The following is a 23,143-nucleotide window of genomic DNA, read 5'->3' on the forward strand; positions in this document are numbered from 1 at the left end:
CGCACGCCACACAGAACGAAGCCAATGAGCACACATCACGTCGTCATCCTCGGAATGGGGGCTGCAGGACTTGCCGCTGCGCGTACCCTCGCCTCGCACGAGCGGGTCACCGTCACCCTCGTCGGGCACACGAACGAGCAGCCCGTTACCCGGATGCTCATCAAGGGCGTTGCGTTCGGCGACACCGAGCCCGAAGCGATACGGGCTCGGTTGCCGCGCGTCACGACGGTCACCGACTCGGCGGTTGCGGTCGACACCACCGGCAAGCTTGTCGCACTCGAATCGGGTGCGCAGCTCAGCTTCGACTCGCTCATCGTTGCGACGGGAAGCCGGGCACGCGAGTTCGCCGGGGATGTGCCAGGAGCGGCGGAGGCCGGGCTCCTCACGGCGCTGCACAGCGTCGAGGATGCTGTGCGCATCGCGGCGCGACTGCAGCGCACTGTTGAGCGGGTACCCGTCGCGATCTACGGCGCCGGGCTCACCGCCTCCGAGACCGCATCATCGCTCCGCGCGCTCGGCCACCCGGTGGCCCTCATTGCGCGCAGCGAGGTGCCAGGCGTCGGGGCCTTCGGCGGCGCGATCGCCAGGCGGATCGCGGCTGCCCACAGCGCGAACGTGGACACGTACTTTGGGCGAACGGTCGACGCGATCCGCCTCGAGGGCGACACCGCGGTACTCACGCTCGACGACGGCGCCCCGGTCGCGGCGGCGCTGGTGATTTCGGCGCTTGGCACCGTTCCGAGCGCACCCGCGCCCTGGGGGAGCGGCATCCCCGTGGCCGGCAGACTTCACGTTGTTGACGACGGCGACGGCGACGGCGACGGCGACGGCGGCGGCGGCGGCGCGGCTTCTAGCATGTACGCAGCCGGTGGCGTCGCGATCCACCGTGATTCGTTGGGCGGAGACTGGCGCATCGATCACTGGGAAGATGCCGCCGAACAGGGAGCGCACGCGGCGCGCGGCGTTCTGTTCGAGCTTGGGCTCGCCGCGGATCCCGGAGGATACCTGCCGCGCAGCGCGCATCTCGCGATGGTATACGGGCACACGGTGGCCGGGGCCGGCTATACCGGGACGCCCGACGCCAAGGCCGACGACACGGGCGTTTACCTGCACGAAGTGGAGGGCGTGGTGGTGGGCGCGACCGGGCTCGACGCTGTCGGTCCCATCTACCAGTGGGCGCAGCTGCTCCACGGCGCGGAGGACTAGATGTCCGCCCTCACCGGAGCGCGCCGCAGGGTCGGGTTGGCCTTTGCCGTTGCAGCGACGATGCTGCTCATGGTCGCGGCCAGCGCTCCCTCCCCGTTTTATCCGCAGTTCGCCGAACGTCTCGGGCTGCCGCCGGTCGCGACCACGCTCATCTTCGCGATCTATGCCTTTACGATGCTCGCTGCGCTACTCACTCTGGGGCCGCTTTCGGACATCGTCGGGAGGCGCCCCGTCGTCGCGCTTGGAGCAGCACTCCTCGCGCTGAGTATGCTGCTGTTCTGGCAGGCGACCGGGCTGCCGCTGCTGCTCATCGCCCGGGGCGTGCAGGGCGTCGCGGCGGGGATATTGCTTCCGGCATTTTCTGCGATGGTCGTCGATTTCGCCTCGCCGAAGCGCCCCGATGCGGCTTCGCTCTGGAACACGATCGGCGCGATGGCTGGCCTCGGCACCGGGGCAATTTCGGCTGCGACTGTGCTCGATCGAGCCGCCAACCCCGCGGGCGTAGTTTTCGGTACGCTCGCCGCGGTGTTTCTGCTCGTCGCGCTGGCCGTGTTGATGATCCCCGGAAGTGCAGCCGCGGGTGGCCCGGCCGGGGCGGGGGCTCCCGCAGCACGGCTCGCGATCCCGCGGCTGCGGGTCCCCGCCTCCCTCCGCCGCCCGCTGCTCATTGCGGTTCCCGCGATCATTGCCGGGTGGGCGACAAACGGTCTGTTTCTCGCGCTCGGCTCGTCCGTGGTGCAGCAGCAGTTCGGCGCAGTCGGCTACGCGCAGCAGACGGCCGCGATCCCGATCTTCGCGGGATCCGGCATTCTGGCCTCGGTGCTGTTGCATCGCCGATCCGCTCGGGTCGTGAGCGTCTACGGAACCGGTGCCCTCGCGCTCGGCACCATGCTCAGCCTCCTCGCGCTCCGCGTTGATTCGCTTGGCGGCTACCTCGTCGCCGCTTCGGTGACGGGAACGGGCTTTGGGACCGCGTTCATGGGGGTACTCAAGACGCTCATGCCGCGGATCGACCCCGCCGAGCGCGCGCAGGTCATGGCGGTGATCTATGTGGTGTCCTATCTTGCGTTTGGGGTGCCAACGATCGTGGCCGGGCTGCTGGTGCCGGTGATCTCGCTGCGCGGGACGATGCAGCTGCTCGGGCTCGTTATTGTCGTGCTGGGAGTGGCCGCGACGCTGCTGCGGCTCCGTGCCGACGGCCCTCGGGATCGGGGTGGCGTCAGCTGAACGACGGGTGCGCCAGCCCGATCCGGCTGGCGCATTGTGCTCCGGGCGAAAGCCCGGTGACTTAGATACCCCAAGGGGGTATTCTTGTGGTGTGAAGAAATACCGTATCAGCGGTCTGTAGCTCGCAAGGGCAGTCCGCGGTCCCGCACCCCGGCCAACGGGGTGTTTCAGCTCGCACACGCCGAAGGAATCTCCCATGAACGACCAGCACACCACGATCGAGGCCTCCAGCGATACCTCGCACGACGGGCCTCACGGGTACATCAGCGACAAAGACAAGTACCTGCAGCGCCTGAAGCGCATCGAAGGGCAGGCCCGCGGGATCTCGCGGATGGTCGACGACGAGAAATACTGCATCGACATTCTCACGCAGATCAGCGCGATGACCAGCGCACTGCAGGCGGTCGGTCTCGGCCTGCTCAATGATCATCTCGGACACTGTGTCGTCGACGCCGCACGCCTGGACGGCCCTGAAGCGCAGGAAAAGATCAAGGAAGCGAGCGACGCAATCGCCCGCATGGTGAAGTCCTAAGGGAAACCACAAGCCGGCCCCGGAGCAGAAAGCTCCGGGGCCGGCTGTGTGTTGCTGATGGTGCGGAATGCGTCGCGCTCGGTGAGGCGCTAGCTCACTGCGGCGAAGACTCGTTTGGGCGTCTTCATCGCGATCGCGCTGACGAGGGCACCCGCCAGCGCGAGTACTGCCGCCCCGAGGAATGCGGCGGAGTAGCCCGCCGTGAGCGCAGCGGGGGCGGGGTGAGTTCCTGCGACCCCGTAGGCGACCGCCGTGAGAATGGCCAGGGTGAGGGCGGAGCCGATCTGGTAGCTCGTGCTGACCAGGCCAGACGCGACACCGGTTTCCGATGGCGGCGCGGCGTTGATCGCGGTGCCCAGTGAGGGCACGAACGTGAGAGACATGCCGAGTGCCGCGATGAGTGAGGCCGGAAGTACGTCGACGACGTAGTTGCCGTCTGGCCGGATGAACGAGAGCCACAGCAGCCCCGCCGCAAGGATCACGAGGCCGGCGACGATGAGCGGCTTCGCACCGAACCTCGTCTGGAGTCGGGGTGCGATGCCGACCATGACAAGCACGACAAGCCCGGTCATTGGGAGGAGCGCGGCGCCCGCAGCGAAAGCTGAGGCGCCGAGCACCTGCTGGAGGTACAGATTGAGGAAGAACCACATCGACACCCACGCGCCGCCGAGCACGAGCTGTGCGCCGTTTGCGGCCCCGAGCTGCGGGGCCTTGAAGAGGCCGAGTCGCAGGAGCGGCGTGCGGCTTCGTGACTGGATTACGAAGAACGCGATGAGGAGGGCGACGCCAACGGCGAGCGCGCCGATCGTGGTTGGCGTGAGCCAGCCCACTTCCGGTGCCATGACGATGCCGTAGACGACGGCTGCGAGACCGCCGGTGACCGTCACTGCCCCAGCGATATCAATCGGGCCGGATGCGCCGCGTTCGGTGCGCGGAAGTGCGGTCGCGGTGAACGCGAGCACGATGAGCGCGAGCGGGATCGTCGCGTAGAACACCCACGGCCAGCTGGTGTACTCGGTGAGCACGCCGCCGATGAATACGCCCGCCGCACCACCGATGGGGGCGGCGGCGCCGTAGATCGCGAACGCCTTCGGGAGGTCTGCAGTCCCGCCGAACAGCATCATGAGGAGTGTGAGGGCTGCCGGCGCGATGAGCGCGGAGCCGGCGCCCTGGATCGCGCGGCCGGCGATCTCGGCGCCGACGCTGGTCGCGGCGCCCGCGAGCACCGATCCTGCGATGAGCACGAGCCAGCCGGTGACGAAGATCTTCCGAGCGCCAAACGCATCGGACAGTCGCCCGCCGAGCAGGAGCAGGCCGCCGAACGCGACGACGTAGGCGTTGAAGACCCATGACAGCGACTCGGCGGTGAATCCGAGGTCGCGCTGAATGTAGGGGAGGGCGACGCCAACGATGGATGTGTCCATGATGACGACGAACTGCGCCGTGGCGATGAGGGCGAGCCCGAGCCACATCTTGGCGCGGGACGGTGGGTGTTGCGTGGACATGCTGGTTCCTCCTGAGAAGTCGCCGGCGAGTCCGGCTGCTCAGAATCATATACCCATACCGGGTAGGGGTATGTTGAGGGCATAATGTTGCGTAAGAAATTCCCCCTCGCCTGTGGGCAGGGCCGTGCCGGCGAGGGGGCGGGCGCGCGGGCTTGGGGTAACGCGCCGCTGCGCGGGTTAGGGGATCGGAGTGGCTCGGGGGTTAGCCCTCGGCGACCGCCTCGGCGAGTGCGATGAGTAGTCCGTCGACCTCTTCGCGGGTGTTGTACGGGGCGAGGCCGAAACGCACGCCGCCCTGCTCGCCGAGGCCGAGTGCGTTGCACACCTCGACTGCGTAGAAGTGGCCGGCCTGCGCAAGGAAGCCGCGCTCGCGCAGCCGAGCCTCGATCGTCAGTGGGGTGATGCCCGCGACGGTGATGAGTAGCGTAGAGGTGCGGCGTTGCGCGCGCGAGTAGCAAGTGACGCCGGGGATCTCCGCGAGGCCGCGCTCAATCGCATCGCGCAGCTCGAGCTCGTACTCGTCCATGGCGAGCATTGCGGCAACGATGCGTTCGCGGCGGGTGCCGCCCGCCGGGCTGAGGCCTGCGACGTAGTCAATTGCTGCTGTGGCGCCGGCCAGCATTTCGTACGGCAGCGTGCCGAGCTCGAAGCGCTCGGGTACCGTCTCCGGTGAGGGGCGCAGCTTGTCCGGGTGGAGCGTCTCAAGGAGTTCGGGCGAGGCGGCGAGCATGCCGAAATGCGGGCCGAAGAACTTGTACGGCGAGGCGACAAAGAAGTCGGCGCCCATGTCACGCACGTCGACGGGGGCGTGGGCGGTGTAGTGCACGCCGTCGACGTAAGTCAGGGCGTTCTGGGCGTGCGCGATGGCGGAGATCGCGGCGATATCCGGCTGTGTGCCGACGAGGTTTGAAGCCGCCGTCACCGCGACGAGCCTGGTGCGCGCGTCGACGAGGTCCTCGTACTGCGCGGCGGGCAATTCGCTCGTGGCAGCGTCGAGTTTCGCCCAGCGCACCTCGACGCCTGCTCGCTCGGCTGCGATGAGCCAGGGGGCGACGTTGCAATCGTGGTCGGCCTGCGAGAGTACGATGTTGTCGCCTGCCGCCCAGGTTTTAGAGATGGTGCGTGAGAAATCAAAGGTGAGTTGGGTCGCGCTGCGACCCTGCACGATGCCGGCAGGGTCTGCGCCGAGAAGGTCAGCGGCCGCCGCGCGGAACTCAAGTACGGCGTCGTCGGCATTGCGCCCTGGGAGTGAGCCACGGCTGCGGTTGGAGATTGGCGAGACGCCGGTGCTCGCAATCTTCGCCGCGACGACAGTGGGCATCTGGGTGCCGCCGGGGGCGTCGAGGAACACGAAGTCGTTCGCGACCGCGGGAAAGTCTGGGCGAACTGCTGCGCCGAATGTGGACATCGTTGTACCTCCGGGATTATTTAGAAAACCAAGTCTCCAACCACAATAGATCAAAGTTTCTACGTATCAAAACTATTGATTCAATAGAAATCAATGCTAGAGTCCGAAGCATCGATGTCGACGCGTGGGTTCGGCTCGTTCTTCACCAACGAATGCTGGAGGCACACTTGTCTGATCACAGTCGCACGGAGGCGCCCGCCTCGCAGCGCCTAGAATTTCGCGTTGGCGCGCTTGGCGCGTTCATCGCACCCCTCATCTTTGCCGTCGGCACCTGTGTGTACTTCGTGGGCTTTGTCGTACTCGACCTCACCGCGATTGCTGCGGTCGGCTTCCTCGGGCTCTTCGTCGCATCCTGGCTCGCAAAGAGCCAAGAGAAGTTCTGGAATGCGGCGATCGATGGCATCGCCTCTCGCACCTCGGCGACGCTGTTCCTGCTCATGCTGCTCGTCGGCGTGCTTGCGCAAATGTTTAAGGCGACCGGGGTTTCCTCGGGGTTCGTCTGGCTCGCGCAGGAAGCTCACATTGGCGGCGGGGTGTTTGTGATGATCACCTTCCTCATCACCTGCGCAATCGCGCTCGCCACCGGATCCTCGCTCGGCACGATGCTCGCGATGTTCCCCATCCTTTACACCGCTGGCGCGGCGATCGGGGCGTCCCCCGCGCTGCTCGCCGGCGCGATCCTCTCGGGTGCGATCTTCGGTGACAACATCGCCCCGATCTCCGACACCACGGTGATCTCGGCGACCACGCAGCGCTACCGCAGGCGGGCCGGGCTCGCTGATGTCGGCGGCGTGGTGCGCAGCCGACTGCGGTACGCGCTCCCGGCGGCGGGTATCGCCGCGATTGCGTTCCTCATCGCCGGCATTATGACCACGGGTGGGGACGGCGCGAAGTCCGTTGTTGAGGCAGAAGCGAGTCCCACCGGACTCTGGATGTTGCTGGCAATCGCCGCACTCATCCTTGTCGCCTTCATTGCGCGCGACCTGTTTCTCGCAGTCGGCGTCGGCCTCGTCGTCGGCACAGTCGTCGCTCTTCTCACCGGGCTTGCAACCCCGGGCCAGATCCTCGGCGCCAACGACGGCGCACCGACCGGGTACATCACCGACGGCCTGTCGAGCATGTTGCCGCTCATCGGCCTGCTCGTTGCGGTCTTCGCGATGATCGGCGTCGTCGAGGCATCGGGAATGTTTGACCGCATCGTCGAGGCGATCATCAGCTCGCCGCGCTTCCAGAGCGCACGCGGCGCGGAGACCGCGATCGGCATCTCGGGCGCATTCTGCACCGTTGTACTCGCCGGGCTGAACGGTCCAGGGCTGATGTTTGCCGGCCCGCTGTCTGACAAGATTGGCGCTGCTGTCGGTCTGCACCCCTACCGCCGCTCAAACGTCATGGACTGTGCGGCAATGGGCGTCGGCGTGATTGTGCCGATCGCGAGTACCTTCCTGCTCGTTGCGAGCCTCGGAACCCAGGGGTACGAGGGTATTCCCGAACTCAGCGTCTTCGCGATCCTCGGGGCCGCGTTCTACCCGTTCGCGCTCACGGCAATGACCGTGATCTCGATCATCACGGGTTGGGGGCGCCGCTACGAGGGCGAGAACGGCGTCGAGCTCACCGAGCCGGACCCCGCCTGGCAGGCCGAGATGACCGCGACACTGCCCGTCGTCGGGCTGTACCGCCCGTAACACCGTGTCGCACCTCGGGGCAGCGGAGCGCGTCGCACGCATCGCTGCCCCGTCGACGTTTGTACAATGCTCGAAGGGGTCGAGAACGCATCGACCGTGCCCGAGCACGAGGGAGAGCAGCACGACATGACCAACACGAGGTCAACCTTCGGAAATCTCGCGGACGGGCTCACCAACGACCCGCCCGTCGTCGCACTCGATGAGACTGACATCAAGCTCCTCGCCATGCTCCAGGAGAACGCGCGGGCGACGCTCAAAAGTCTCGCTGACGCGGTCGGGCTCACGGCCCCAGCCGTCTCAGAGCGGATGGCGCAGATGAAGCAGGAGGGAGTCATTCGCGGCTACCGGGTCGATATCGACTGGCGCGCCCTCGGCTATACCCTCACGACCTACCTCTCGGTCGTGATCCGCACGGGCGCGAGCCGTGACGAAGTCGTCACCGCCCTGCAGTCGATCCCCGAGGTCGAGGAGACCTCGGTCGTGACCGGGGCGTCCGACCTCATCTTGCGGATCCGCTCTCGCGGTTTCGACCACCTCAAGCGCATCATCGCCGAGCACGTCTGGGCCCGCGACGATCTGGAGTTCACCGAAACCAGGCTCGCGTTCTTCTCCGACAGCTCTGCTGGGGTCGAACAGCATCGGCTTGACGACCTGCTCTCGGAGTTGCGAGCCAGCGGCGCGGCTTAGCCGCTGCAGCGCGGCGCTCCGGTCGATTGCGCGGGCTAGTGAGTGCGTGCTCGTCGAACTACAATCGCCGTATGTCAACGCGAGACGTTCCCGAGCAGATAGGCGACCTCCCCAAGATCGGTAGGCCGGCGACGTCAGCGCTGCTGCACATCGGCGTCGAATCGCTCGCTGAGGTCGCAGCTATGAGCCGGCGCGAGCTGCTCGCCCTGCACGGCGTGGGGCCGAAAGCTGTGTGCCTGCTCGAAGCGGCGCTCGCGAACGCTGGGTGTGCGCTACGAGAACCGGAGTGATACTCGGGCGTTCTCACCTGCTCACCGGCGGCTCGGGGGTGCTGTGGCTGTGTCGACCGCGTCAGCTGCGGCCTCGACTGCGGCCCGCGTCTCGGGGTCGGCGAGGTCGGCTTGCAGTCGCACGGCCTGACTGAACGCGGTGCGGATCCGCTCGTCCCTCGCGGTGCTGTCGGTCGCCGCGTTCCAGTATGCAGCCGCAAACAGGTTGTTCCGGTGGTGCCCGTGCGCGGCGAGGGTCTTGCGTGCGGCAGCAGTGACGGTCGCTTCGGCGGCAACCCAGCTCTGCAGTGAGCCAGGAGCGTGGCCAGGGCTTGCGCCCGGGCCACGCCCGGCGCCAGAGCCCGCGGACGAGAGGCGCGCGAGCAGCTCGACGAGTGCGGATTGCAGTTCCGCGGCAGTCCAGGGCTCGCCCGTGCGCAGGGAAACCGCAAGCCCCGGGTGCTCGGGGATGACCGCGGAAGCGTCGGCTGCGGTCGGTGCGTGTAGCAGCGCGTGCACTCGGTGGTGCGAGGGGAACGCGCGCACGATCGAGGAAGCGGCGGGGAGCGCGCTCGCGTCGGCGACGATGAGGTGGACGGTGATGCCGTCGCCGATTGCGTGCTCGCGGCGCACGGCGTGCACTTCGATCCGCTCGCCGGGCTGCACGGCCGCGAGCCAGGGGGAGAGTACGCCGCCCTCGTGCCGCAGCACGTCGAACTCGACCGTGTCTGGCCCAGGCCTGTTCGACACTGTCATTGCCCGCAGCACGGGCGCCCCGTCGCTTCCTGGCAACGCAACCTTGATGCCGTCGGCTGGCAGGGTGGGTTCGTACTCTGCGAACTCGGGCGCGACCACCGTCACCCGGGTGTAGTTCGGGCTCAGATCGCGAAGAGCAGTCACCGTTGCGGTGGCCGAGACGGGGAAGCGGGAGCGCTGGCTGAGCTCCCTGATGCGGTGACGGATCGTGGTCATGGGGTCTGCGGTCCTTCCAGAGTGATCGTACGATCGGGGCGCCAAATGCTCGGGTCGCGGTGCGTGACGACCAGGAGGGTGCTGTCGAGCCCCTCGAATGCGGCGGCGACGAGCCGCTCCGTGTGTTCGTCGAGCGCTGAGGTTGCCTCGTCGAGGACGAAGATCGGTGCGCGCTTGAGGAGCGCCCGCGCGATCGCGACGCGCTGGCGCTCGCCGCCGGACAGCCGCTGCCCGTGTGTGCCGACGTGCTGGTGGAGGCCGAGGGGATCGCGGTCTATGACTGGGGCCAGCTGCGCCCCGTCGGCCGCTGCCGCGAGCTCTTCCTCGGACGCGGTGGGATTCCCGAGCCGAATGTTGTCGGCGAGCGAACCGCTGAACACGACGGGATCCTGCGGCACGTACGCGACGCGGGCCGTGATGTCAGCCTCACGCAGAGCGGTGAGCGGAACGCCTCCGAGCGTGATGTCCCCGCCGGCCGGGTCGTCGAAGCGCAGCAGTAGACCGAGGAGCGTGCTTTTGCCCGAGCCGCTCGGGCCGGTGACGTGGACGCGGGCCCCGGCTGGAATGTTCGCGGAGAGTCCGGCGAGCACGGGGGCCTGGCTGAGGTCGCGAATACTGAGGTCGTGACCGATGAGCGGGCGCGGTGCGCCTGCGGGGGTGGGGAGCGTTGGCGCGTCAATGATCGCGCGGTATGCGTCGGTGTGTGCCCGGAGCTCAGTGAGCGCGATGCCGCTCAGCGCGAGGTCGTCGATCGGGGCGCTCGCTCGGGCGGTGAGCACAAGCAGCGCGAGTGCTGCGGCCGGCTCGGCGAAGCCGCCGGTCACCGTCAGAAACAGCAGTGCCCCGGCGAGGGGCAGCGCGCTTGCGATACCCGACAGCAGCGTGGCGGGGGCCGCCGCACGGTTGGTGCGGGCCATCGCGCGCTCCTGTTCAGCCCATGCCGTCTCTGCCCGCTCGAGTGCACGGGTAGGGCCCGCGGTGGTGCGCAGCAGCTCGAGGTTGTCGACGAGCTCGACTGTCGCAGCGGTCGCGGCCGTCTCGAGTGTGTGTCGATCCGCATCGGCTCGCGCAAGCGCCCGCTGCGCGAAGGCCTGCACTGCGAGCGCGATGAGCAGCAGGCCGAGCATGAGGAGGGCAGCTGCGGCGCCCACGACGATCCACACGGCGACGACGAGCAGCAGTGGGATGAGCGGCGAGAGCACGAGCAGTTGCAGCTGGTGCGCGGGGACACTCATGAGCGACGGGATAGCGCGCCCAGAGGTTGTCGTCACGAGGGCGCGGGTCGCGGGGGTGAACCACGAGAGCTTGGCGCGGTTGAGCGCCCCGCCGAGGCCCGCGTAGAGGTCGCCAGCGAGGCGCGCGCCCGCGAGGTAGCCCGCGCGTGACACGAGCACGGTCACGAGCAGCGAGGAGGCGGCGACAGTGACGACGAGGACGACGCCACCGCCGTCCCGGATCGCGAGCGCGAGGCACGTGTATGCCGAGACCTCGACGAGCGCGACGAGCGCCCACCCGGCAGCGACGACTGCGAGTCTGCGTCTTGCTGCGGGTGGCAGCGCCGCGAGTGCGGAGCCGGCGGATCCGGGTGCGGGGGAGGTCGCGTTCGCCGGCGGCTGCCCGCTCATCGTGTCGGTCATCGTGCGATTCCTTCTGTGATCGGGTGTGCGGGGGCGATCGCGCAGCGCCTGTCGGCGCGGGCGGCGAGCCGTGGATCGTGGGTGACGACGACAACCGCTCGGCCCTCGTCGTGGGCAAGACGCTCGAGCTCGTCCCAGAGTCGCTCCGCGGTCGTGGCGTCGAGTGCGCTTGTCGGCTCGTCCGCGAGGATCACGGAGGCAGGCGAGAGGAAGGCGCGCGCGATCGCGAGCCGCTGCCGCTCGCCGCCTGAGAGGGTGCGGGACGCCGCCGACAGCGGAGCATCGAGCTGGGCCCGCTCGAGCGCGGCTGCGCAGTCGGCTGGGGTAGCGAGCGGTGCAACGAGCCGTAGATTGTCGAGGACGGTCGCCGAGAGGGGTGGGACGGCCTGCGGGATGAGGAACGCTGCTCCCGCGAGGGCGTCCTCGGTCAGGGCCGCGAGGTCGCTGCCGCCGATGCTCACGGTGCCCGTGGTAGGGGTTTCGAGGCCCGCCAGCAGTCGGAGGATGGTGCTCTTGCCAGCGCCGCTCGGCCCGGTGATCGCCGTGATCGCGCCAGCGGGGGCGCGTAGGGTTGCGTCGGCGAGCAGTTGCCTGTCGCCCACCGTGAGCGAGAGGCCGGCCGCGATCACGCCCGAGCCATCGTCGGTGAAGGCGGCATTGCCGCGGGGGAGTAGGGGCTCGGCGAGCAGCTCGCCTATGCGGGTCGCCGCCGCACGGCCGCTCGTGACGTAGTCGAGGCCGTGGCCGAGGCGCAGCGCTGGGGTGACGAGCGCGAGGCCGAGGAGCAGGATTGCGGCGAGCGTCGCAGTGTCCTCCGACGCACCGACCGCGTAGGCAATCGCGTAGCTCGCGACAGCCTGCAGCAGGGCGACCGCGACAGCCGCCGGGGTGGCGACGCGTTTCACCCAGGCGACCATGCCGCTCGTGAAGCGGTGGGTCGCGTTGGTGTAGTCGGCGAGCGCCCCGCTGGCCGTTCCGAAGCTGCGGAAGATGTGGATCCCACGCGCGTAGTCGTCAACTGCGGTCGTGATCTCGCCCATCACTCGGCCGCGTTCCTCGCCGTGCTTCGCGGACAGCTTCGGCAGCACCGCGAGGTACGCGATCGCGGCGATGACACCGGGGATGAGCGCGAGGAGTGCGAGCGGCCCGGCGAGCGCGAGCAGCAGTGCGACCGCGCAGATCGGCACGACGATCATCGTTGCAACCTCGGCTGGCAGGTGCGCGATCATGTGGTGCAGTGCCGAGACGTCGTCGGCGACCAGCCGGCGGAGCCTATCGGTCGTAAACGTCGTCAACCGTGTGGCGGGCAGCCGGAGGGTGTGCGCTGCGATTTCGCGCCTGAGCCGTGCCTCGAACTTTGCCTCTGCGGCGTGCGCGAGCCAAGAGGCCGCCGCTGCGAGCGCCGCCGCGAGCAGCAGCGCGGCGCAGACGGCGGCGGCCGTGCCGGGCGATGGATCGTCGATCATCGAGACGACGCCCCAGGTGGCCGCGAGGCCAGCCACCCCCGACAGCGTCGCGCCGATCACGGCGAGCGTGAGCGCTGGGATCGAGTCGCGAAGGGCGGGGTGAACGCGCGGGTCGAAGAATGCATGCGTAGTTGTCACGCCAAGAAGTATACGCGTATAGTAAGGCTGACCTAACCAACATCAGAGGAACTTTATGAGCAAGCTTGACCACGATCTCATCGTCGATGAAGCCATGCGCATGATCGAGGCAGACGGCGAGGCCGGGCTGTCAATGCGCTCGCTCGCCGCAGGCCTAAACGTCACGCCGATGGCGCTCTACCGCTACTTCGCCGACCGCGACGCGCTGCTGCTCGCACTCGTCGTACGCGTCTCCGAAACGCTCGAATTCCCCGAGCGCACGAGCGACCCGCGCGCCGACGCGGTGGCCCTCGCCCTTACCCTCCACGACTTTCTCGCGCTCCACCCCTGGATGATCCGCCTCATTTCGACAGGCAGGCTCGCGAGCCCGGCCGGCATGCGGTTTCCCGAGGGCTTTCTTGACTGCGCGGCGGCCGCAGGGCTTGACGACGAGCGCGCATTCCTGTTCTACCGCACCATGCTCGCCGCGATCCTCGGCGCCGCAACGATCACCTCTGCAGCGCCGGCCGGCGCGCCCAGCTCGCTGCCAGACACCTCCGCGGTCGGCCCCCTCCCGCGCGTGACGGGTCTCGCGTCGCGGTGGACCGAACTCGACCGGGCAGCGACCCCTGCCGCGATTCTCGCCGCGATAGCTGCGACGCTGCAAGCCTCCTAGCCACAGCACCACACAGAGAAAGAAGCACAATGTCCCTCTCCCTCGCTCACCGCAGGGCCCTCCCCGCGCTCGCAACGCTCGTCACCGGCGCCCTGCTGCTCGCCGGCTGCGCCAACGCGCAAGACGATTCGGACGCGCAACCCGCGCCCGCCGCAGCGAGCGCCGGCTTCCCCGTCACGCTCGAGAACGCCTACGGCGAGGTCACGATCCCGGCCAAACCCGAACGAGTCGCGACCCTGGGCTATGCGGACGTCGCGCTCGCCTCAGCACTCGGGGCAAACGTTGTCGTCGCGCCCGAGTCGTTCACGAGCATCTCGGGCTCAGGCAGCGAGAAAAACCTGCCGTACATTGATGCCCTCCCTGACAGCACCGTATGGGTGAACCCGATGAGCGTGAACGTTGAGCAGGTGGCATCGGCGAGGCCCGACATCATCCTCGCGACCGCGGCCTTCACGCTCGATGAGAAGCTCTACGACCAGCTGAGCGACATAGCGCCCGTCGTCACATACAGCGAGGCACTCTACGGTGCGACGAGCGACGACTCGGCGCTGCGTGTTGGCGAGGCCCTCGGCGAGACCGACGGCGCTGAGGCGCTGATCGATCAGGCCGACACCGCGATCGCCGACCTCCAGGGGGAGCTGCCGAATCTCGACGGCGGCACGTTTCTCTACGGCCAGGCACGCGACGGCGTCGTCGTGATGCTCGTCGAACAGGCGAACGTCACCGCGCAGTTCATGCAGCGCCTCGGCCTGGTGTCGCTCCCAGCGGTCACCGAACTCGGTGGCACTGGTTCGGTCCCCGGGGCGATCGACGTCAGCGTCGAGCAGGCGCCGCTGTTCAACGACGCAGGGGTGCTGTTCATGACGTTCCAGTCTGACGCGCTGCAGGCGAAGTTCGAGAACGACCCCATCGTGTCCGCCCAGCCGATCATGTCAGAGCGCTACGTGCCAGTCGGGCTCGAGGCGGCCACCGCGCTGCAAGATCCGAACGTCGCATCGGTGCCGTGGCTCCTCAGTGAGCTTCGCCCCGGCCTCGAACTCATTCCGGCGAAGTGACGACAACGCTCCGAGAGGCGCAGCGAGCCGCAGGCGTCGCCCGGCCCCGCGCGCTTCGCCTTCTCGGAGCGGGTATCGCCTGTGTCGTTGTGCTCTGCGCACTGGCCGTGCTGAGTGTGTTCGTTGGCTCCCGGCCGGTCACGCCTGGGGAGCTCGGCGCGCTCCTCGCGGGTGAGGCGAGTGACGACCTCACCACGCTCGTGCTGCAGGTGCGCGTGCCGCGCACGCTCGCGGCCATTGTCGTTGGCGCCGCGCTCGCTGCGGCAGGTGCCCTCATGCAAGGCATGACCCGCAATCCGCTCGCCGACCCGGGCCTCCTTGGTGTGAGCTCTGGCGCCGCGTTCGCTGTCGTCATCGGGATGAGCGCGTGGGGGATAAGCTCGGCAACTGGCATCGCCGCGCTCGCCGTCGCGGGGGCCGGCATCGTCACCGCGATCGTGCTCGTGCTCGGTCTCCGTGGCAAGGGCGACGGTTCCAGGCTCATTCTTGCTGGCGTCGCATTCAGCATGACCGTCGCCGGCATGCAGGCAGCCATCACGCTCCTCAACCCACGAATGCTCGACGCCATGCGCGCGTGGTCGGCTGGCTCGCTCGCGAGCCCGAACCATGCAGTGCTCTGGCAGAGCCTCCCCGTCCTTCTCAGCGGCGTCGTGCTCGCGCTGGTGCTCGCCCGACCGCTCAACGCGCTCGCGCTCGGTGACGACCTCGCCCAGGGCCTTGGGACGCACCCGCTGCTCACACGCGCGGGGACGGGGCTCGCGACCGCGTGCCTCGTCGGTGGGGCGACGGCGATCGCCGGTCCGCTCGGCTTCGTCGGCCTCATGGTGCCGCACCTCGTCAGGCCGTTTACCGGCCCCGACACCACGCGCGTGTTGTGTGCCTGCCTCCTCGTCGGCCCGTCACTCGTGCTGCTCGCCGACGTGCTCGCGCGAATCGTGCTCTGGCCCGGTGAGCTCCCGGTTGGTATCGTCTCTGCTGCGCTGGGCGCCCCCGTGCTGCTCGTGCTCGTGCGGAGAACGAGATGAGCCGTGCAGTGGGCGCGGCGCCCCGGTCAACGGCTCCGAGCGGCGCATGGCGCTGGGCGCTGGGGGCAGCACTCGCCTGCGTCATCCTCGCCGCCGCGCTCGCGACGGGCGACCTTGCGCTGAGCGCACCGGACGTGTGGGGCGCGCTCGTCGGCGCAGGCGACGATTTCACGGCGACGGTTGTGCGCACCTGGCGTCTTCCGAGAGCGCTTGCCGCAGTGGCGTTCGGTGCCGCACTCGGCACATCGGGCGCGATCTTTCAATCCCTGACCCGTAATCCGCTCGGCAGCCCCGACGTGGTTGGGTTTAACACCGGCGCCTACACAGGCGTGCTTGTCGTGCTCGCGCTGGTTCCCGCGCCCGGTTTCGCGCTGCTGGCCGGGGCCTCGCTCGCCGGCGGGCTCGCTACCGCGGCCATCGTGCTCGCGCTGGCCTCGCGGGCGGGCATCGGCGGGCGAGCGTTCCTCCTCACGGGTATCGCTGTTGCGGCCGTGCTCGGGGCGTTCAACACCTGGCTCGTCTATAAGACCGACACCGCGACAGCGACGGTCGGTTCGGTATGGGCTGCCGGCACGCTCGACAGCCTGGGCTGGCAACAGGTGGCGCCGGCCCTCGCCTTGCTTGGGGCGATCGCGCTTGTAGCCGCGGCGTTCGCCCCAAAGCTGCGAATTCTCGCGCTCGGTGATGATCTCGCGCGGGCGCTCGGCATGCGCGTCACGCTCGTGCGCAACGCGTGCATCGTGTGCGCGGTTGCGCTCACTGCTGTCACGACCGCTGTCGCCGGTCCGATCGTGTTTGTCGCGCTCGCTGCGCCACACCTCGCGCGCGCTGTGCTCCCACGGAGCGCTCCGATTCTGGCGGCCGCGCTGACGGGCGGCGTGCTCCTGAGCGCCGCGGACTGGATCGCGGCGCACGCTTTCGCCCCGACGCAGGTGCCCGTTGGGGCCGTGACGGTCACGCTGGGTGGGGCCTATCTGACACTGTCGATTCTCCTGCGGCGGCGGTAAGTTGATGGGATCGCGATGGCATCGCGGACAGCGAACATCGAAGAAATATCTGTGAAGTTGCACACGAGTGTGCAACTAAGCGGTATGGTTTTTCTGTGGGACAAAGCTGGCAGATATTTAAACGGGATGTGAACCGGCTAGTCCGCGTGCGCAAAAGCTGGGTCATCGTCATTGGCATCCTCATCACGCCGGCGCTGTATGCCTGGTTCAACATCAACGCGTTTTGGGATCCGTACTCGAACACCGAGAACATCAAGATCGCAGTCGCAAACCTCGACTCTGGGGCGGACTCGGAGCTCACTGGCGAGGTGAACATTGGCGATTCAGTCGTCGACCAACTCAAAGGCAACGACCAGCTCGGATGGCAGTTCATGGGGGAGGCCGAGGCTCACTCGGCCGTGAAACGGGGCGACGTCTACGCCGCGATCGTGATCCCAGAAGACTTCAGCAGCGACCTGCTGAGCATGACAACGGGCACGTTCACGCAGCCAGCGCTGCAGTACTACGTCAACGAAAAGGCAAGCGCGATCGCGCCGAAGATCACCGACGTCGGGGCTTCGACGCTCGACAAGCAGATCACGAGCGCCTTCAAAGAACAGGTCGCGAGTGCCGCGACCGAAGCCGTCAAAGACGCGGGTGACTCGGTCGAACTCAGACTGTTGAACGCCCGCGGCGACACGCTCAACGCCTTCGACGAAACCGCCAAGAAGCTCGACGGCGCAGGCAAGAGCATCGACAAACTCAAGGACGGCCTCGACTCGTCACGGGAGTCGCTCGCCGGCGCGCGCGGCACACTCGCCGACGTCGACGCGGCGCTCGGCGATGTGCAGGGAGCCGTGGGCCAGGCGCAATCGATCGTGCTCGAGACGCAGCGCCAGGTCGTTGCCTTCAGCGACGCCGCCACTGCTGCGTATCTCAAGGGCACATCGGTGCTCGCCGACGCGGCAGCCTCGGCGAACGTCTCAGTCGCCGAACTCACCCAGCAGCTCAAGCAGGCGAGCGGCCGGATCGACGCATCGATCACCGAGATCACAGCCGTCGTCGCGTCAAACGAGCAGGCGATCGCCCAGCTCCAAGAACTCATCGCCCAGGCCGAGCCAAATGCGCCCGGGCTCGAACGGCTCGAAGCCACCCTCACACAGCTCCAAGAGCAGAACACAGCGAACCAGAAGCTGCTCGCCTCGCTCAAGCAAACTAACTCGGAGGCGGCGGCGGCCGTCCAATCCGTCGCCGACGCGACTGCGGCGCTCGACCAGGCGATGCAGGAGACCCGTGGCGCCGCGGCCGATATGCGTCGCGTTATCGGCGAGACGGTACCTGCGGTCAACGCCGCAATGTCGCAGCTCTCGGCCAGCGCGGGAGCGTTCTCTGCGGCGCTCAGTTCGCAGCAGGCAGTCCTCGCCCAGACCGATTCGTTGCTCGGTGGCATTGACGCGCAGCTTGTCGCGACGGGGAGCGCGCTTGACAGCTTCGCAGCAGACATCGCTGGTATCCGCGACGGTGTGAACACTGCGCGGGCCGACGTGCTCGCGCTCGGCGCCGCCTCGGAATGGGGCACACTCTCGACGCTGACAGGGCTCGACCCGTCGCAGATCTCCGAATTCGTCGCCTCGCCAGTCGTCGTCGACGAGCAGGTCGTGTTCCCGATCAACGCCTACGGCTCGGCCATGGCCGCGCTGTTCACAAACCTGTCACTGTGGATCGGCGCCTTCGTGCTCATGGTCATCTTCAAGGTCGAGGTCGACACTGAGGGCCTGCGCGATGTGACCGTGCGCCAGGCGTATTTCGGCCGCTTTTTGCTGCTCGGAACACTCGCGGCGCTGCAGGCGGTGATCGTCTGCGTCGGCAACCTCATCATCGGAGTGCAGACCGCGAGCGCCGTGGCCTTTGTTGCGACGGGCGTGTTTACCGCGCTCGTCTACGTGAGCATCATCTATGCGCTCTCTGTCGCCTTCGGGCACGTCGGGCGGGGGCTCTGTGTGCTGCTCGTCATCATGCAGATCCCTGGCGCCTCTGGCCTGTACCCGATCGAGCTCATGCCAGGCTTCTTCCGCGCGATCTACCCGCTGCTGCCGTTCTCATACGGTATCGACGCGATGCGCGAGACGATTGCGGGCTTCTACGGAGCGCACTACTGGGGCTTCGTCGGGGTACTCGCCCTCATGATGGTGCTCGCCCTCGTGCTCGGTCTCGTGCTGCGGCGCAGGCTCGCGAACTTCAACCTCTTGTTCAACAGGGAAATCGCATCGACAGACCTGCTCATCGGCGAAAAGGTGCAGGTCGTCGGCTCGGGGTACCGGCTGAGCGACGTGATCCACGCGCTGCAGAACAGGGGAGAATACCGCGAAGACCTCGAACGCCGCGCGCGACCGTTCACCGAGCACTATCCCCTGATGCTGCGCGGAACCCTGCTCGTCGGGGTCGCGGGCCTCGCGGTGATCGGGGTGATCGCGTGGCTGCTGCCAGGCGGCAAGGCCCCACTGCTCGGAGTATGGGTGCTCTGGTGCCTGCTCATCATGGGATTCCTCGTGGTGATTGAGTACGTAAAGAAGAGCTTTGGTCACGCCCGCGAGATTGCGAGCCTCGACGACGGAGAGCTACGGGACGCGATGCTCACCGAGCGTTCGAGCCTGCACTCCTGGCCTGATTCAGAGCCCGCTCTCGCTGCGGCTACGGCCGGTTCGGCTTCGGCCGGACCAGAGCAGAACGTGACGGCTTCAGGGGAATCCGAGCGAAGCGCTGCGGCCGATCGAGGCGACGACAACCTTGACGAGCTCATGGCCGACTGGTTTGGGGATCCGCCCTCGGCCGGCGAAGCAGACGAGCACAGCCCGGACGACACCACCACCGACGACACCGAAGCACACGAGGGAGGACCGCGCGCATGAACACCATTCTGAGTATTGTGCGCCGCGACGTGCGCCACGCAACCCGAAACGTGATGGCCTCGATCGTGCTGTTCGGCCTCGTCATCATTCCCTCGCTGTTCACCTGGTTCAACGTCATCGCGAGCTGGGACCCCTTTGCGAACACGAGCAACCTCAAGGTCGCCGTCGCGAGCTCGGACGAGGGGTTCCAAAGCGACCTCATGCCGATCCGCATCAACGTCGGCGAGCAGGTGCTCTCCGAACTGCGCGCAAACGACGGCCTCGACTGGGTCATCACCTCGAAAGACGACGCGATCGACGGCACCCGCTCCGGCGCCTACTACGCCGCGATCGTGTTACCCCCATCGTTCAGCAGCGACATGATGACGTTCTACGCCGACGGCGCAGATCGCACCGACATCGACTTCTACACGAACGAGAAGAAGAACGCGCTCGCCCCAAAGATCACTGAGCAGGGCGCCGAGGGCGTCTCCTCCCAGATCAGTGAGGCGTTCACGGTGACCCTCAGCGAGGTCGCGCTCAGCCTCGTCTCCTCTGTCTCTGACTACCTCTCGGACGACGACACCCAGGCAGCGCTGACGCGCGTTGAGGCGCGCGTCGCGGGCATTGAGACGCAGCTCAGAGCGAGCGCGCGCACCGCCGACACGCTCTCCGCGCTCGTGAACACGAGCATCCCGCTCGTCGACAGCGCCGAATCGCTCGTCTCCGCCGCGGGCGACGCGTTCGATGACACGTCGAACGCCGTGGGTGGCGGGGTCGCCGCCGTCGGCGACCTCAAATCGGCACTCCAAGGGGCGACGCAGTCACTCGTCGACGCACTTGGCTCGGCGGCGGGGAGCTACGACGCTGTCGGGGCTCGCATCGACGAACTGTTCGCGCAGGCAGGTTCCACGAGCGCGAGCCAGGCGGCGTCGCTGGGTGCGCTCGCCGACTCCGTGCAGGTGCAGATCGACCAGCTCACGGCTCTGAAGCACACGCTCGAAGCCGAGGTCGGGCCGAGCCTCCCCGAATCTGCCCAAGCGGGCTTCTCCCGGGTGCTCGCTAGCCTCGATAACTCAATCGCGCGGCAGGAGGGCGTGCGTGACCGTATGCGGCAGGCGGCAACCGATATCGCCGCGGGTAACGAGAGCGCGCAGCAGTCACACGCTGGTATCAGCGATGCTGTCGCCGAGGCGAAGGCCGCACTTACCGACGCGCAAGCCGCATACCGCGATGGCTTGAAACCGCAGCTCGACCAGCTCGCAGCGACGCTTGACACGATCAGCGCCGATGTCGCTGGGATTAAGGGTGACCTCGCCGGCTCGTCATCGACGCTCTCAGGTGCCGCGGGCTCCGTCCGCTCGGTGCTCACGGGCTCGGGGGAGGCGACACAGCAGATCGCGAGATCCCTGAACGAGACGGCCGATACGTTCGGTGAGCTTCAGCGCGCACTCGCGACGGCCGCCGACACCGGCGACCTCAGCGCGCTCTCCGAGGTCATCGGAGCTGGCCCCAGCGTGCTCGCGACCTCGCTCGCCGAGCCCGTGAGAGTCGAACGCACAGCCGTCTTCCCCGTTGTCGGCTTCGGAGCAGGCATGGCCCCGCTCTACAGCGTGCTCGCGCTGTGGGTGGGCGCGCTCCTCATGACCGTCACGATCCGTGTCGACGTCAGCGATGAGGTGCTCCCCGAGAGGCCCAAACCGACACTCACGCAGAAATACCTCGGCCGCTACGGGGTGTTCGCGCTCGTCGGGCTCGCGCAGAGTACGCTGCTCACTGTCGGCCTTGTGGTGTTCGTGCAGATCGAGCCAGCGCATCCGCTGCTGCTGATTCTCGCCGGCTGGGTGATCTCGATGGTGTTCACCCTCATCATCTACACCCTCGTTGTCGCGTTCGGCAACGCAGGCAAGGCCCTCGCTGTGCTGCTGCTCGTGATCCAGATTTCGGGGTCGGGTGGGGCGTACCCGCTCGAGCTCCTCCCGGTCTGGTTCCAGAACATCAGCCCGTTCCTGCCAGCGACCTACGCGATTGAAGCGTTGCGCGCTGCGGTGGCGGGGATCTACGGCGGCGACTTCTGGATCGCGCTTGGCACGCTGGCGCTGTTCGTGCTCCCCGCGCTGCTGCTCGGCCTCGTGCTGCGTCGCCCAATGATTCCGTTCAACCGTGGCCTCATGGAGGCCCTCGAGTCGACCAAGCTGATGTGAGGACCGAACAGACATGACCGCCCAACCGGTGAATGAGCCGAGCGTGCTGAAGCTCGTGCCCGATGTTCGTCGGCGCGACGCGGCAAAGAATCGCGAAACGCTGTTGCGGGCCGCTCAAGAAGCGCTTGCAGAACACCCGAACGCGTCGCTCGACAGTATCGCGCAAGCTGCCGGTCTCTCTCGACGGGCCCTCTACGGGCACTTCCCTGACCGCGATAGTTTGCTTCGAGAGATCGTCGAGGTGAGCGCCAAACGATATCGAGAAATCGCCGACGGCGCCGTGCACGACGACCCTCGCATCGCGCTTGTGTACCTTGCAGAGGGGCTCTGGCACGCTGCCTCGACGGTGCGGGCATCGGTGAATATCTCAATGAACGAGCTCTACCGCGAAGACGCAGCGCATGCGCTCGAGCCGCTGAGACAACGCCTCAGTTCGCTCACGAGGGCGGGCATTACCGCCGGCGTATTCCGCGCCGATATGAGCCCGAATGTACTCGCACTGCTGATCGAGGAGGCAGCGAAAGCCACACTTCGCGATAGGCGTATCACCTCAGTAGACACTGCTGACACCGCGGTGAAGGTTGTTCTGAGCATTGCCGGGCTGTCGTGGGGAGAACAGGCGAAGCTCTTGGCGACCGAAGCTGAGGCTGTCGGTTCTGTGCCGCCACCGCGGTGAGCACGGGGAGCGACCCCCGCTCGCCAGGCATTCCCGTGGACGGGGACGACTCTAGGGGATCAGGCGTTGGGCGCGCGCCGCGATGACAGCCTGGTAGCGGCCCTTGACGCCGAGCTTGCGCATCGCTGAGCCGAGGTACGCCTTCACTGTCGATTGCTTCAGGAAGAGCGTCTCGGCGATGTCCGCGTTGCGGTGCCCCAGCGCAACCTGCGCCACGACTTCCAATTCCCGCGCCGACAGGGTGTCGCTGCGCAGTTGCCCCCTGGCCTCTGTGCCAAACACTGCTTCCCCGAGCGCTTCGAGTCGCTCGCGTGTCTCCTCGTCAGGCATCAGCCTCACCAGGTCTCGCAGTTCAGCGAACTGTTCGGTGAGCTCCTGCGTGCGCGCGGGACTGCTACCGCGTTCGAGCACGACGCGATCCGCCTCGGCGCTTCGAAGCCTGCGTTGGACCTCCTCTTCGACTGAAATCTCCCACGCAACTGACTTGGCCGCGGAAAACGCGAATCTGAGGAGATCGTCGCCGATGCCGGACCGTGTCCGCAATCCGCCGTAGAGGAGCGCACGTACATTTCGGCCAACGACTACGGGGACCGCGACGAGCGTCTTGATTTGCTCAGCGCGCACCTCACGGTCGTAGCGATGTGTGATCTCTCTGGAGCTGTGGTAGTTCGCAGCTGCCACGGGTTTTTGCAGCGCGAGGGCCTTCCCGCCGAGCCCCTCGTTCGTCTCGATGACGAGGCCGTGTATGCTCTGCCCGACCGTGCCAGAGAATGCGGAGAGTGGGGCGACTGCGTCAGCAGCCCACCCGCTGAACGATACGGCGAAGCGTTCCTTGGCAGTGAGGGCGGAAAGCGCGCGGTCCACTGCCGATTGCGGGCGCGGGGTTATTCCAGACACGCTCTGCTCCTGTGTAGCGCAGTGCACG

General features: G+C 67.4%; 19 protein-coding genes. 13 read left to right on the forward strand and 6 right to left on the reverse strand.

The window, feature by feature from the left end:
• The first annotated feature begins 24 nt into the window (after window positions 1–24).
• From AUL38_RS11135 to AUL38_RS11145, 3 genes are all read left to right on the forward strand, one after another.
• Window positions 25–1,206 (forward strand): FAD-dependent oxidoreductase, encoded by a 1,182-nt coding sequence (locus AUL38_RS11135; RefSeq protein WP_059062197.1) that lies wholly within the window; start codon window positions 25–27, stop codon window positions 1,204–1,206.
• On the forward strand, window positions 1,207–2,433 hold the full coding sequence (locus AUL38_RS11140; RefSeq protein WP_059062200.1) for an MFS transporter: 1,227 nt from the start codon (window positions 1,207–1,209) through the stop codon (window positions 2,431–2,433).
• A 196-nt stretch (window positions 2,434–2,629) separates the two neighbouring features.
• A complete protein-coding gene (locus AUL38_RS11145) occupies window positions 2,630–2,965 on the forward strand; it encodes a metal-sensitive transcriptional regulator (protein WP_059062203.1) in 336 nt (111 codons plus the stop codon).
• Window positions 2,966–3,054: 89 nt separating this feature from the next.
• On the opposite strand, the gene AUL38_RS11150 is transcribed toward AUL38_RS11145, so the two are convergent.
• Both AUL38_RS11150 and AUL38_RS11155 read right to left on the reverse strand, forming a co-directional pair.
• Complete coding sequence (locus AUL38_RS11150; protein WP_059062205.1) at window positions 3,055–4,470, reverse strand: MFS transporter; 1,416 nt, start codon at window positions 4,468–4,470, stop codon at window positions 3,055–3,057.
• Window positions 4,471–4,672: 202 nt separating this feature from the next.
• Entirely contained in the window at window positions 4,673–5,878 is a 1,206-nt protein-coding gene (locus AUL38_RS11155; protein ID WP_059062207.1) for a cysteine desulfurase-like protein, read from the reverse strand.
• 167 nt (window positions 5,879–6,045) lie between these two features.
• Here AUL38_RS11155 and AUL38_RS11160 point away from each other — a divergent pair, with 167 nt between their 5' ends.
• The 3 genes from AUL38_RS11160 to AUL38_RS11170 all read left to right on the forward strand — a co-directional run bounded on the left by AUL38_RS11160 (window position 6,046) and on the right by AUL38_RS11170 (window position 8,537).
• Entirely contained in the window at window positions 6,046–7,560 is a 1,515-nt protein-coding gene (locus tag AUL38_RS11160) for a Na+/H+ antiporter NhaC family protein (protein ID WP_059062209.1), read from the forward strand.
• A 66-nt stretch (window positions 7,561–7,626) separates the two neighbouring features.
• Complete coding sequence (locus AUL38_RS11165) at window positions 7,627–8,247, forward strand: Lrp/AsnC family transcriptional regulator (protein WP_059062211.1); 621 nt, start codon at window positions 7,627–7,629, stop codon at window positions 8,245–8,247.
• A 71-nt stretch (window positions 8,248–8,318) separates the two neighbouring features.
• A complete protein-coding gene (locus AUL38_RS11170; protein WP_059062214.1) occupies window positions 8,319–8,537 on the forward strand; it encodes a helix-hairpin-helix domain-containing protein in 219 nt (72 codons plus the stop codon).
• A 21-nt stretch (window positions 8,538–8,558) separates the two neighbouring features.
• On the opposite strand, the gene AUL38_RS11175 is transcribed toward AUL38_RS11170, so the two are convergent.
• The 3 genes from AUL38_RS11175 to AUL38_RS11185 are packed head-to-tail and all read right to left on the reverse strand — an operon-like array spanning window position 8,559 to window position 12,729.
• Window positions 8,559–9,488 (reverse strand): siderophore-interacting protein, encoded by a 930-nt coding sequence (locus AUL38_RS11175; RefSeq protein WP_059062215.1) that lies wholly within the window; start codon window positions 9,486–9,488, stop codon window positions 8,559–8,561.
• Complete coding sequence (locus tag AUL38_RS11180) at window positions 9,485–11,125, reverse strand: ATP-binding cassette domain-containing protein (RefSeq protein ID WP_235590698.1); 1,641 nt, start codon at window positions 11,123–11,125, stop codon at window positions 9,485–9,487. The genes AUL38_RS11175 and AUL38_RS11180 overlap by 4 nt, the downstream gene beginning before the upstream one ends.
• The gene (locus tag AUL38_RS11185) at window positions 11,122–12,729 is read right to left on the reverse strand and encodes an ABC transporter ATP-binding protein/permease (RefSeq protein ID WP_153006562.1); all 1,608 of its coding nucleotides are present in this window, start codon (window positions 12,727–12,729) and stop codon (window positions 11,122–11,124) included. Before AUL38_RS11185 ends, AUL38_RS11180 begins: the two co-directional genes overlap by 4 nt.
• 55 nt (window positions 12,730–12,784) lie before the next feature.
• Between AUL38_RS11185 and AUL38_RS11190 the strand changes: the two genes are divergently transcribed.
• The 7 genes from AUL38_RS11190 to AUL38_RS11220 all read left to right on the forward strand — a co-directional run bounded on the left by AUL38_RS11190 (window position 12,785) and on the right by AUL38_RS11220 (window position 22,218).
• Entirely contained in the window at window positions 12,785–13,384 is a 600-nt protein-coding gene (locus tag AUL38_RS11190) for a TetR/AcrR family transcriptional regulator (RefSeq protein WP_059062219.1), read from the forward strand.
• A 29-nt stretch (window positions 13,385–13,413) separates the two neighbouring features.
• Window positions 13,414–14,439, forward strand: a complete 1,026-nt coding sequence (locus tag AUL38_RS11195; RefSeq protein ID WP_059062222.1) for an ABC transporter substrate-binding protein — start codon at window positions 13,414–13,416, stop codon at window positions 14,437–14,439.
• Complete coding sequence (locus AUL38_RS11200; protein ID WP_059062225.1) at window positions 14,436–15,464, forward strand: iron ABC transporter permease; 1,029 nt, start codon at window positions 14,436–14,438, stop codon at window positions 15,462–15,464. Before AUL38_RS11195 ends, AUL38_RS11200 begins: the two co-directional genes overlap by 4 nt.
• The gene (locus AUL38_RS11205; protein ID WP_059062227.1) at window positions 15,461–16,471 is read left to right on the forward strand and encodes an iron chelate uptake ABC transporter family permease subunit; all 1,011 of its coding nucleotides are present in this window, start codon (window positions 15,461–15,463) and stop codon (window positions 16,469–16,471) included. The genes AUL38_RS11200 and AUL38_RS11205 overlap by 4 nt, the downstream gene beginning before the upstream one ends.
• A gap of 128 nt (window positions 16,472–16,599) precedes the next feature.
• On the forward strand, window positions 16,600–19,359 hold the full coding sequence (locus AUL38_RS11210; protein ID WP_235590699.1) for a YhgE/Pip domain-containing protein: 2,760 nt from the start codon (window positions 16,600–16,602) through the stop codon (window positions 19,357–19,359).
• The gene (locus tag AUL38_RS11215; protein WP_059062229.1) at window positions 19,356–21,542 is read left to right on the forward strand and encodes a YhgE/Pip domain-containing protein; all 2,187 of its coding nucleotides are present in this window, start codon (window positions 19,356–19,358) and stop codon (window positions 21,540–21,542) included. The genes AUL38_RS11210 and AUL38_RS11215 overlap by 4 nt, the downstream gene beginning before the upstream one ends.
• A gap of 13 nt (window positions 21,543–21,555) precedes the next feature.
• Entirely contained in the window at window positions 21,556–22,218 is a 663-nt protein-coding gene (locus tag AUL38_RS11220; protein WP_059062232.1) for a TetR/AcrR family transcriptional regulator, read from the forward strand.
• Window positions 22,219–22,269: 51 nt separating this feature from the next.
• On the opposite strand, the gene AUL38_RS11225 is transcribed toward AUL38_RS11220, so the two are convergent.
• Window positions 22,270–23,115, reverse strand: a complete 846-nt coding sequence (locus tag AUL38_RS11225) for a response regulator transcription factor (RefSeq protein WP_153006563.1) — start codon at window positions 23,113–23,115, stop codon at window positions 22,270–22,272.
• Window positions 23,116–23,143 lie beyond the last annotated feature (28 nt).

This window comes from Leucobacter sp. G161 (assembly GCF_001482305.1).
GTDB lineage: Bacteria > Actinomycetota > Actinomycetes > Actinomycetales > Microbacteriaceae > Leucobacter.